The 12,255-nt window shown below is 44.4% G+C and carries 10 protein-coding genes and 1 tRNA gene; 6 read left to right on the forward strand and 5 right to left on the reverse strand.

All coding sequences use genetic code 11. The features are described 5' to 3' along the window. The first annotated feature begins 220 nt into the window (after positions 1-220). The 3 genes from K0T93_RS03895 to K0T93_RS03905 all read left to right on the forward strand — a co-directional run bounded on the left by K0T93_RS03895 (position 221) and on the right by K0T93_RS03905 (position 6,024). Complete coding sequence (locus tag K0T93_RS03895) at positions 221-2,707, forward strand: DNA topoisomerase III (protein WP_225721367.1); 2,487 nt, start codon at positions 221-223, stop codon at positions 2,705-2,707. Between the two features lie 2,012 nt (positions 2,708-4,719). Next, positions 4,720-5,733 (forward strand): D-2-hydroxyacid dehydrogenase family protein, encoded by a 1,014-nt coding sequence (locus K0T93_RS03900; protein ID WP_225721368.1) that lies wholly within the window; start codon positions 4,720-4,722, stop codon positions 5,731-5,733. A 215-nt stretch (positions 5,734-5,948) separates the two neighbouring features. Further along, a tRNA-Lys gene (locus K0T93_RS03905) sits at positions 5,949-6,024 on the forward strand. 149 nt (positions 6,025-6,173) lie between these two features. On the opposite strand, the gene mnmE is transcribed toward K0T93_RS03905, so the two are convergent. The 4 genes from mnmE to rnpA form a co-directional block, all read right to left on the reverse strand. Next, positions 6,174-7,565, reverse strand: coding sequence for a tRNA uridine-5-carboxymethylaminomethyl(34) synthesis GTPase MnmE (gene mnmE, locus K0T93_RS03910; protein ID WP_225721369.1), 1,392 nt, complete (start codon positions 7,563-7,565; stop codon positions 6,174-6,176). A 61-nt stretch (positions 7,566-7,626) separates the two neighbouring features. Continuing rightward, positions 7,627-9,288, reverse strand: coding sequence for a membrane protein insertase YidC (gene yidC / locus K0T93_RS03915; protein ID WP_225721370.1), 1,662 nt, complete (start codon positions 9,286-9,288; stop codon positions 7,627-7,629). A 30-nt stretch (positions 9,289-9,318) separates the two neighbouring features. Beyond that, positions 9,319-9,549, reverse strand: coding sequence for a membrane protein insertion efficiency factor YidD (gene yidD / locus K0T93_RS03920; RefSeq protein ID WP_225721371.1), 231 nt, complete (start codon positions 9,547-9,549; stop codon positions 9,319-9,321). A 33-nt stretch (positions 9,550-9,582) separates the two neighbouring features. Next, on the reverse strand, positions 9,583-9,987 hold the full coding sequence (rnpA, locus tag K0T93_RS04565; protein ID WP_445082808.1) for a ribonuclease P protein component: 405 nt from the start codon (positions 9,985-9,987) through the stop codon (positions 9,583-9,585). Here rnpA and K0T93_RS03930 point away from each other — a divergent pair. Continuing rightward, positions 9,929-10,090, forward strand: coding sequence for a hypothetical protein (locus tag K0T93_RS03930; protein WP_225721823.1), 162 nt, complete (start codon positions 9,929-9,931; stop codon positions 10,088-10,090). The genes rnpA and K0T93_RS03930 overlap by 59 nt on opposite strands. A 14-nt stretch (positions 10,091-10,104) precedes the next feature. Here the strand turns inward: K0T93_RS03930 and rpmH are convergent, their stop codons facing one another. Then, entirely contained in the window at positions 10,105-10,239 is a 135-nt protein-coding gene (gene rpmH / locus K0T93_RS03935) for a 50S ribosomal protein L34 (protein ID WP_216796281.1), read from the reverse strand. 298 nt (positions 10,240-10,537) lie between these two features. Here rpmH and K0T93_RS03940 point away from each other — a divergent pair, with 298 nt between their 5' ends. Further along, positions 10,538-10,675: a hypothetical protein gene (locus K0T93_RS03940; protein ID WP_225721372.1), complete on the forward strand. Its 138-nt coding sequence runs from the start codon at positions 10,538-10,540 to the stop codon at positions 10,673-10,675. Further along, on the forward strand, positions 10,672-12,210 hold the full coding sequence (dnaA, locus tag K0T93_RS03945; protein WP_225721373.1) for a chromosomal replication initiator protein DnaA: 1,539 nt from the start codon (positions 10,672-10,674) through the stop codon (positions 12,208-12,210). The genes K0T93_RS03940 and dnaA overlap by 4 nt, the downstream gene beginning before the upstream one ends. The last annotated feature ends 45 nt before the right edge of the window (positions 12,211-12,255 follow it).

Below are 12,255 nucleotides of genomic sequence, written 5' to 3' on the forward strand. Positions count from 1 at the left end.
ACACGGCACGAAAATTACCCGTTCTTCGGTTATTGTCACCTTGTGCCGCACATGCATGTAATTGTGCTGAAGATTTGCGGCACGCTGAATCTGGGCACGTTTTTATCATACGTAGCTCCCACTATTTCCAATAGTTTCTTCTTGCAGCTCGAGCCTCTATGTATTTAGGTTTTATCGCTACAAATACATTTTATTCTGCGCATTCGTTTTTCAAAAAGTCATGTCAAAAGCCCTGATCATCGCTGAAAAGCCATCTGTCGCACATGATATCGCACGGGCGCTAGGCGGCTTTACGAAGTATGACGAGTACTATGAGAGCGATAGCTATATATTGTCGTCGGCTGTCGGTCATTTAGTGGAAATCACGGCGCCGCAAGCGTATACAGTCAAGCGTGGAAAATGGAACTTTGCGCATCTTCCGGTTATCCCACCCTATTTCGACCTTCAGCCGATTGCCAAGAGCGAATCTCGCCTGAAGCTACTAAGCCGGCTGATTAAACGCAAGGATGTTGACCGGCTGATCAATGCATGTGATGCGGGACGCGAAGGTGAGTTGATTTTTCAACTAATCGTGCAGCATGTAAAAGCCAAGCGGCCTTTGCAGCGTTTATGGCTTCAGTCAATGACGCCAACGGCAATTCAACACGGTTTTTCTCAATTACGTAGCAGCCAAGAAATGCAACCTCTTGCCGACGCGGCGCGCTGTCGTGCGGAGGCTGATTGGCTTGTTGGTATCAACGGAACGAGAGCGATGACAGCGTTTAATAGTAAGGGTGGTGGATTTTTTCTGACTACAGTTGGTCGTGTTCAGACGCCAACGCTATCGATCGTTATAGACCGTGAAAAGAAGATTCGTCACTTCATTCCGCGGGACTACTGGGAGGTAAAAGCAGAATTTCTATGTGCGAAAGGATTATACGAAGGACGCTGGTTTGAGCCAAAATTTAATAAAAACGAATGCGATCCCGAGCAACGCGACTCTCGACTTTGGCTCTCTGTTGCAGCCGAACGAATTGTCTCGGCATGTCGTGGGCAAAACGGCATAGTCAGCGAAGAATCAAAACCCTCAACACAGCTTTCTCCATTACTATTTGACTTAACAAGCTTACAACGTGAGGCGAATGTGCGCTTTGGTTTCTCAGCTAAATATACGCTCACATTAGCTCAAGCGCTCTACGAACGGCATAAGATACTAACCTATCCGCGTACTGATGCGCGCGCACTACCCGAAGACTATATAACTACGGTCCGCAATACGCTAGAGGTACTCAAAGAAAGCCATATCTACTTACCCCACGCCAAACAGATACTTGATAAAAATTGGGTTTGCTCGAATAAGCGTATATTTGATAATACAAAAATTAGCGATCATTTCGCAATTATTCCGACATTACAAGCACCCAAAAATCTATCCGAACTGGAGCATAAACTATACGACTTAATAGTTAAAAGATTTCTATCCGTATTTTTTCCGGCGGCTCAGTATAAAGTAACCACTCGGATTACAAAAGTGGTGGGACATTTTTTCAAAACTGAGGGCAAAGTATTGATAGAGCCGGGCTGGTTAGAAGTGTACAGTCATAAGATAGCGGATAAAGATGCTAGTCTCACGCCGATTGAAAAAAACGAGCAGGTTAGAATAGATAGAATAGTAGTTCAGGCATGGAACACAAAGCCACCCGTCCGTTACAATGAAGCTACGCTACTCTCGGCAATGGAAAGGGCTGGGAAGCTAGTCGAGGATGATGAATTGCGCGAGGCAATGGAAGCTAAAGGATTAGGTACACCCGCTACAAGGGCAGCGATAATCGAAGGACTGCTTAGTGAGAAGTATATACTCCGCGAAGGCCGGAATTTAATTCCAACAACCAAGGCATTCCAGCTGATGACCCTTCTACATGGCTTAGGCGTCGAAGAGTTGACTGCCCCTGAACTGACTGGTGAATGGGAGTACAAGCTGTCTCAAATGGAGCGGGGTCATCTAGATCGTGAAGAATTTATGCGTGAAATCGTGCGCATCACCCAGACAATCGTTAAACGCGCAAAGGAATATGATTCGGATACGATACCAGGTGATTACACGACTTTAAAAACGCCCTGCCCAAATTGTGGCAATAAGGTCAAAGAAAACTACCGTCGCTTTACGTGCATGAAATGTGATTTCTCAATCTCAAAGATCCCGGGTGGTCGCCAGTTTGAGATCGAAGAAGTCGAGCAGTTGTTGTTAGAAAAATTGATTGGTCCACTATCGGGTTTTCGCTCAAAAATAGGCCGACCATTCTCTGCTATCCTGAGACTTGTGCGCAACGAAACAGTAAATAATTACAAGTTAGAATTTATCTTCGAACAAGATACAACTGGAGATGATAATACAACACCCGACTTCTCCTTACAGGAGCCTATCGGTCAATGCTCGAAGTGTTATGGACGCGTATTCTGGCATGGTATGAACTATGTTTGCGAAAATCAAGCCACCAGTCCGAAAACCTGTGATTTCCGCTCTGGAAAGATAATACTGCAGCAGGAAATTACACGAGAGCAAATGACAAAACTGCTTGATAACGGGCGTACTGATTTACTCACCAATTTTAAATCGTCACGCACTGGGCGCAATTTTAAAGCATTCCTCGTTAAACAAAAAGATGGTTCAATTGGCTTTGAATTTGAGAAGAAAGAAGCATGGAAAAAGCCTATAAAAAGTCCTTAGTACGTAGTAAGCAGGTTAGCAGCACAACCGAAGAAATAGTACTAAATACGGTAAAACCAGAGGCTAAACGAGCTACTCGGATCACTATATCAAGAACAGATCTTACTATGAGAACCACCACCTGAAAATTGACTGTAAGATGACCCGTCAGGTAAAAGCGGGGTAAACGCGCGTGAGTAGCCGAAAATAAACTGGATGATAGATATACACGCGACATTCTATCTAGATGCATACTATTTTACGATAGCCGAGCGTACATTGCCCTGCTGCAGCAGCAACTACTTTTCACCTATGTATTGCTGTTAATGCAAGGGTGTTTTTAAAAAACAGTAGGTTCGGCTTCTGATTGAAGCACCCAAGAAGTGACCTGATGAGCAGGTGCACTAATGTAGTTAGGACTTATCTAATTTTAGCCACTCCGAAAATAACGCTTAACGCTATTACCAAGAAATACAGGTATTCCTAATACCTATTTCGTTCGTTATGAACTTATTAGCACGAACTTATCGCCCTTCTAAGTTATTCGGCAGGGCACTAATAAGACTTAATCCTCTAGAAAGTTCTCATATTACTGCGTCTCTTACTATGTATTTAAGCCTTAGGAAGGGATGATAATAATGCCCGATAGTTAGTGACGCATTACGCTTGCTAGCGGCGCACTGACTGCACGTAATGAGATATCAATGTGGAATCTTCTCTACTTACTAACCCTTTCAATCTATTAATAAAAAAGATATCTATGCATGCTGCTGTGCGCGGAAGCACGAAACGAACGCCAAATTGTCTAATTCTAACTAGCATTAGCGGGGATAGTACACAAAGCGCTATGAGTAATTAATGCTTCCATATATCCCTCATTTTCTAACCTGTCAAGGATCTTGATGTTCACTATTAAATTAGTTTTAACTAGTCGCTACTATAGAAAATAATCGTCAACATACCGGATAATAGCGGCATTAAATAATGTGCATATCATAGATGACAACATTGAGCTTGTGGCCTAGTGCCAATATCCTGTGCTGATGTGTAGAGTAGTCACTTTGTTAGTGATAGTTGAAAATTCATGGAATCTTACACAAATGACAATCCAGAGTGTTTGATTAGATAGATACCTCAGCATCATCTTAAAATCTATCTTCGCCGGTTTCTTGAATAAGTTTTATATTGTTAAGTAGCTAGAGTGCATAGAACTTACATGCGCCGAACAGTCCACCAACAGAATGCGCACGAACGAATTATTTGTATTTCTAAGATGTTAGATGTGTTTATGAACTTATTCTAAGTCAAGAGAATCTATCCAGAATAGTATAAATATATCGTGCGATTAGTGATTAATCTATCTAAAGATGTCCTATGGTCGTTTCAACTAGCTGAAGTTAACGCAGTTTTAGAGCCTGCATCTTCTTTGCGTCGAAAATTAATAAAGTGAGCTTTTTGGACCTACGTAACACCAAACAGATCCTGGCAGTTGAGGAAACTATACAGTACTCCGTCTAATTGGAGTTTTTTGAGCGTGTTATGCCGAGCTATGAGAGCTTATATTTAGTTAAAATTCTTACTGCGAGCTATCCGGGTCGCGTTAATACTATGAGGTACTCGAAGACTTTACAGTACCTAAAGAATATCGAAATTAACACTAAAAGTGTCTACTTAGTCAGATAAATTTATAAAACTATCCTCGTTCTTATAAGAAAGAAACACATGATTTCTATAAAATTAACCGCAAGAAGCATCTCACAACAGGCATTTTATAACAGATGCTTGAAACATCGCAGTTTGTATACTGTCTGACAACGTGACACGCATCAACGCTCTACAAGACGTAAAAATTGAAAAGCTTCTTGATTCTCGATACGACATATTTGTACTGATGTGTATAAATCGGTTTTCTGATTTCGCCCTATTGGCACCATAGACTACTTACTACACAGCGTATCATCAAGCATAGCAATCCATCCGTAGTGCAAACGATGCACCCTAAAGACCGCACTGTTTTAAGGTTCTCCCTCCCCATGAAGATTGCCATTCTCGATGACTATCAAGACGCCATTCGTAAGCTCGAATGTTTTCAACTACTTGCCGAGCATGATGTCAAGGTGTTTAATAACACAGTGCGCGGGCTTGGGCAGTTAGTTAGCCGACTTGCTGAAGTAGAGGCGCTTGTCTTACTCCGTGAGCGGACAGGAATTACTCCGAAATTACTAGATAAATTACCGCGCCTGAAAGTTATCAGCCAGATAGGTCGCACATCTAGCCATCTAGATCTTCAGGCGTGCAATGAGCGCGGAATTCCGGTACTAGAAGGTGTAAGTTCACCCGTTGCACCTGCTGAATTGACATGGGCACTCATCATGGCAGCACAGCGTCGCATTCCTCAATATGTTTCAAATCTAAAGCAAGGTGCTTGGCAGCAATCAGGTTTGCGAACTACTGCGCTACCACCAAACTTTGGGCTAGGTCAAGTACTACGGGGGCAAACACTAGGGATTTGGGGCTACGGAGAAATCGGGAAGATCGTCGCCAACTATGGGCGCGCTTTTTGTATGACTGTATTAATCTATGGCCGGGAACATTCGTTACGAGCAGCGAAAGCCAATGGCTTTGAGGTAGTTAAGACGCGCGAACAACTCTTTTCTGAAAGCGATGTACTAAGCCTACATCTTCGGTTAAACGAGGAAACCCGTGGAATCGTAACTACTCATGATTTCATGCAAATGAAACCAACAGCACTGTTCGTCAACACTAGCCGAGCTGAACTACTCGAGGATAATGCACTCATATCAGCGCTTCATAAAGGGCGACCTGGTATGGTCGCCGTGGATGTTTTCGAAAACGAGCCAATCTTGCAAGGATATCCACTGCTGCGCATGGAAAATGCTATTTGCACGCCACACATTGGCTACGTAGAACGCGAGAGCTATGAGCTGTATTTTCGGACAGCGTTTAATAATATTCTCGGGTATCTGGGTGGCGATATACAAAATGTTGTTAATCCGGAATCACTAACGGTGAAGATACGCCGTTGATGTCTGTGTTATACCAATTAAATAGTCACTACAAGTATGACTGTGTCAGTATAGAGCGGCTTCGCCCGTAATAGCAGTTCGTTAACTTAGGTAAATAAGCCATAGAAAAACGCTGCTATTATGATGAACTCCACTCATAGGCAGTCAATAACCCCAAAACATGCAGCATATAATATATTCACAACATAAAAATCCTGATAGAATATCCCCATTTTGGGGTGTTAGCTCAGTTGGTAGAGCAGCGGACTCTTAATCCGTAGGTCGAGTGTTCGAGTCACTCACGCCCTACCAAATTACAGATAAAGTAAATTACCCTCCTTCTTTTTTACAGAAGAGAGGCGATTAGCAGCTCGCTATTAATAAATCCGGATGTGAACCTCAAAATAGGCAGTGCAGATTTGAATATCATGGAATATTAATAGATATCTCTGAGCTTTATATTACTTTCCAATACAGAATCGGCTAAAGATTACCCCCAGTAAATCATTTGATGTAAACTCTCCGGTAATTTCACTCAATTGTTCCTGCGCTAGCCTTAATTCCTCAGCAAATAAATCAAGTGCATGCAGGTTGCACGCTGCGTGCTTTACGGCTATTGCTAAGTGCGAACTTGCTGCATGTAGTGCTCGTAAGTGACGTTCACGTGCTAAGTAGACACTTTCCGATCTCGCTTGCCATCCCGCAATACGCAGCAATTCAGCACGCAGCAGCTCCATCCCGATCGTCGTCTTTGCTGACAAATAGATTTCTCGCGCATCGCTATCTTTAGAATCACGTACGTTCGGCTGTATACCTACTAAATCAATCTTGTTAAAAATCCGTACTACTGGAACTCCGACTGGAAACTGGTCAGCGATTTTGTAATCTTCCTTGCTTATTTTATTACGGGCATCTATCAGATGTAACACGATCTCGGCATGCTTGATTTCATTCCATGACCGTGCAATACCTAGCCTTTCTACCTCATCTTTTGTATCACGCAGGCCGGCGGTATCAATTATGTGTAGTGGTATACCTTCGATCTGTATCGTTTGCATAACTTTATCTCGCGTTGTTCCTGCAATCGGCGTCACAATCGATAGTTCGGCACCCGCTAGCGCATTAAGCAATGAAGACTTGCCGACATTAGGTTGTCCAGCTAGCACAACTGACAATCCCTCACGCAGCAACGCACCCTGTTTCGCATCGCGCTGAATAGTCGCCAATGCATTACAAATATTCTCTAGCTTGCTGGGCGCATTAATTGCTCCCAAAAAATCAATTTCTTCGTCGGGAAAATCAAGAGTTGCCTCAATTAGCATCCTCAGGTCTATAACCGCGTTGACTAGCCGGTGAACGTCGTTCGAGAACGCCCCCTCTAACGAATAATAGGCCGATCGGGCAGCTGCCTCAGTGCTAGCTTCAATCAGATCTGCCACGGCTTCAGCCTGTGCGAGATCAAGCTTATTATTCAGGAACGCACGTCTCGTAAATTCGCCTGGCTGCGCAAGTCGTAGGCCGATACCATGACCGGTATCTAGGCATCGCTGCAGCACTAGCTGCAATACGACTGGTCCACCATGTCCTTGTAGCTCAACAACGTGCTCGCCGGTATATGAATGAGGTGCCGGAAAATATAGGCCAATACCGCGATCCAGTGGCACGCCAGTTGCATCAAAAAATGGTACATAGACAGCAGATCGAGGTGCAAGCTGGTCGTGGAATAACGCGTCCATTAGCTCTGCAACAGCGCTGGCGCCAGCAGTGCCGAACGAGATACGTACTATACCTATACCACTACGACCTAGTGCCGTAGCAATCGCAATAATTGGATCAGCATCAGTTTGCATCAATTCAAATCAATAGAAGTGCAACTATATTAGTTGCTATCGCTATACCTATATCATGATAGATTCAAGCTTTCTTGGCTTTACCAATCATCCGCATAATGTAGTACTGCTGGGCTATCGACAGTATATTATTCACGACGTAATACAGTACTAGTCCAGCTGGGAAGAAGAAGAACATTACAGAGAATGCAATCGGCATAAACATCATCATCTTCGCTTGTGCTGGATCGGGTGGCGTTGGATTTAACTTTGCCTGAATGAACATGGAGACTGCCATTAACACAGGTAGGATGTAGTATGGATCTTGCTGAGATAAGTCACGGATCCATAATATCCATGGCGCGCCGCGCATCTCGACTGACGAGAGTAGGACCCAGTACAGTGAGATAAATACAGGGATCTGGATCAGAATCGGAAAACAACCACCAAATGGGTTCACTTTTTTAGATTTATATAGTTCCATTAGCGCTATGTTCATTTTCCGTGGATCGCTCTTAAAGCGCTCACGGATTTGCTGCATGCGTGGTGTAATTTCCTTCATCCGCGCCATTGATTTATAGCTAGCCGCCGAAAGCGGGAAAAACACCGCCTTGATTAGTAGCGTAAGTAATACAATTGCCCAACCCCAGTTACTAATAAAACCATGAATCTCCTCGAGCAGATAAAATAGCGGCTTTGCAATAATAGTCACCCAACCGTAATCCTTAAGTAATTCAAGGCCTGGCGCAATCTTCTGCAGCTTTCGCTCTTCCTGCGGACCAGCGAAGAGGCGAGCAACTACATGTATACTCTCGCCAGGGGGGATGTTTTGTACTGGCTCTTTGATACCGACGCGGTACAGATCATAGCCACATTTATCTGCATAGAACTGGTGTAGCACGCCTTCCTGCGGAATCCATGCAGAAGCGAAATAGTGCTGCACCATAGCAACCCAGCCGTTATAAGCTAAGGGTGTATAGTCCTGCTTGTTTTTATTTAAATCCGAAAAGCTCATCTTCTGGAATTTTCTCTGCTCAGAATAGATGGCTGGGCCAATAAATGTATGAGAAAAATGTGGTGTCTCAACTAAAGTATCATCGCGTACCAACTCCATATACGCAGTCGGTTTCACTGGGGTAGCACTAATATTCTCTATCTTCGTATCAACGCCGATTACATAGCTTCCACGCGTGAATGTATAAGTTTTCATAACCCTCACGCCGCCTTTGATCGGTGATTGGAAGCTAATTGATAGCGTATTAGCGTTATCTGATAGTGATGTCGTACCAGGTACGACATCAAACGTATCATTATGATTTGGAAAATTACTACCAATCAGGCCAGTGCGCGCTAAGTATGTATGATTAGCCGTCTGATTGAACAGCGTGATATACAAGTCAGGTTGCTTCTTACTTCCCTTAATTAGCGATAATCGTGACAACGTGCCGCCCACTGTACTAATATCTCCATCGTATACGTCTGTTTCAAAGTGGACTCTTCGGTGATTAAGCGTAAGTTGCTCATTATTCGGCTTACCACTGCTACTAGTCGGCGATTCAGTCCGTGGCAGATCCACTAGGCCCGTGCCCGTTATAGTCGTGTTCGGTGCTATTTGGTCAGTTGTCTGAGTCGGTGGCGTATTCGAGAAAAACGGTGACGGACGTCCATGGTCTCTCTGAAAGTTATTGTAGAGCATAATGACCGACATGAAGAGGATAGCCCATAGAACAGTACGTTTTATATCCATACGTTGTCTTGTGGTGAATTAGATAAACAACTAGCGCTTTTTAGAACGAACTCGTGGAACCAAATCGACGCCACCTACCGAAAAGAGATGGCAGCGACATAATCGTTTTATTGTAAGATAGATTCCATGTACGACGCCATGATACTGGATTGCTCTGCTAGCATAGTCGGAACATGAGGGGTAGAAGCGGCATCGTCCACCAAAATAAGGACTCATGACAAGCTTGTAACAGTACAGGAGCGTGATTAATACCGTTTGCATATCATAGCTTTTCCTTAAGAAAAAGGCGGTTTGCTAGCTTATAGTGTCCGCGACTCTTAATGCCTTATTTTCTGAAAATCTGTGTGCCACTGCACTGGTAAAGCAGGCAACTGCGTGTACGAATAAACCTTCAATCTGTGCTCGCAGCACCTGCGTAAGTGCCACAGACCCAGAACTTAGAAAGTATGCTGGATCGATCTTACGCGATAGCCGAATTAGCACATCCCAGCCAGTTAATTCTAAGCATCGCAATCTAAACGCTTCGCGAACTAATCGTTTAACCAGGTTGCGTGTAACCGCCCGATGTGCTTGCCTCTTACTAACAACTACCCCGAGCCGTGCACCTTGCTCGGTGGGGCGGTGGTATAGCATAAAGTATGTGGAGCGCACACATGGGCGTAAACTTAAAACGGATGAGAACTCATCTGTTTTACGCAGCCTTGCTGTTTTTGGAAAGTTCGTAGTGTGCGCTACCGGAGAATTACCCCATCTATGCTCTATATTGATCGGTATTGATGAACAAATCGAGATAGATTTCTGATTGGCAGCCACCACTTAGACAGTCAGCCTCTTACGACCTTTCGCTCGGCGTGCGTTGATGACTCTACGCCCGCCAGCAGTCTTCATGCGAATGCGGAAACCATGGGTGCGTTTTCGAGACGTTACAGACGGTTGATAAGTACGTTTCATACTACTCTTATTCGTTAGGGGTTAGGCTATAGCGTATTTTAAAAAAACTAATAGGCTAGCACAAGAGAGATTCCGCATACTAAGCATACAATTCAGTTTTCGCACAACCATCCATTTGAACTGCTTTTCTTTGCGGAGTCAATATCTTACGCTTGCTTTTACCGGGCATTGCCCTAAACATCCTAAACAACATCGCGCAACTGACTCTTCGGATAACAAACGTGCCATGCTTTAAAATTTTTAGCAGTAGAATCCTGGGCTATCCTGGCAATCTGGTACGCCTATTTCAACTGCCGAAATGCGTTTGCATCTACAGCTAGGTGCGTTCCATAGCTTTGCTGTGCAGCTTTATAAAGAAACTTTTGACGAAAACCGGGCTATTCGCGTCGAGCGGGGTAGAGAGTACGACGTCGCGACACCACAACAGACTACATGAACGATTTCTGGCAATATTGCTCAACCCTGCTAGCGCGTGAGCTAACGCCCCAACAGTATATAACGTGGATCAAACCACTCGCACTGGTTGACTTCGATGTTGAGGCGAACACACTGCGTATCGCTGCTCCGAATCGCTTCAAGCTCGACTGGGTAAAAAGTCAATTCTCGGGGCGTATAACCGACTTAGCGTGGGATTTTTGGAAACATCCAGTACAAGTACAGTTTATCCTTAATCCTAAAAACGGCATGAAAGCATCCTCTGTGAAACGTGAGAGCAGTAGCATACTCGCTAATGCTATAGACACAGTTATTTCATCAGATTCGAACACGTCGGCTACTGAACTAGCTAATGGCTCAGCACCTTCTCCAGCGATATCTCAGGCACCGAGTATGTCCGACGCTGTGACCGTGAATAACAACGTGGATCTCGATATTTCAAATCTAGACGCAAACGAAGTTACGGCGGCATGGCGTAACTCCCGTACGTCGCCTGATGCTTATTCCACATACGAGCGTTCTAAGCTCAATCCAGTACTCACATTAGAAAATTTTGTTACAGGCAAAGCGAACCAACTCGCTCGCGCTGCAGCGATCCAGGTTGCTAATAATCCGGGTGTATCGTATAACCCGTTGTTCCTGTACGGTGGCGTTGGGCTTGGCAAGACACACTTAATCCATGCAATCGGCAATGAACTCCTTCAGGATCAAGCTCATGCACGGATCCGATATATCCATGCAGAGCAATATGTATCCGATGTCGTAAAGGCATACCAGCGCAAGGCATTCGACGAGTTTAAACAATACTACCATTCGCTTGACTTACTCCTAATCGACGATATCCAGTTCTTCTCCGGTAAGTCACGTACGCAAGAGGAATTCTTTTACGCGTTTGAGGCACTGGTCGCACATAAAGCGCAAGTGATTATTACCAGTGATACGTATCCAAAAGAGATTTCCGGGATCGATGACCGATTGATCTCGCGCTTTGACTCTGGCCTAACAGTAGCAATCGAGCCGCCTGAGCTAGAAATGCGAGTTGCGATTCTAATGCGTAAGGCACAGTCTGAGGGCGTTCTAGTAAGCGAGGATGTCGCATTTTTCGTAGCGAAGCACCTACGATCAAATGTGCGAGAGCTCGAAGGGGCATTGCGGAAGATTCTCGCATACTCAAAATTTCACGTACGTGAAATCACGATCGAGTTAACCAAAGCGGCGTTAAAAGATCTTTTAACAGTTCAAAACCGCCAAATCTCAGTTGAGAACATTCAGAAGACTGTCTCTGACTTCTATAACATTAGAGTCGCCGATATGTACTCTAAGAAACGGCCAGCTAATATTGCGAGGCCTCGGCAGATCGCAATGTACTTAGCTAAAGAGCTAACACAGAAGAGTCTGCCTGAGATTGGTGAACTGTTTGGTGGTCGTGACCACACCACTGTGCTGCACGCGGTGCGCAAAATATCTAACGAGCGCAGCAAAGATGTGCAGTTAAATCATGAGCTGCACGTACTCGAGCAAACCCTTAAAGGATAGGCGACACGGAACTATATTATGCTGCCCAGCTATCATTATTCCTTG

The sequence above is a fragment of the Candidatus Vallotiella sp. (ex Adelges kitamiensis) genome, from assembly GCF_020342435.1.
Lineage (GTDB): Bacteria > Pseudomonadota > Gammaproteobacteria > Burkholderiales > Burkholderiaceae > Mycetohabitans.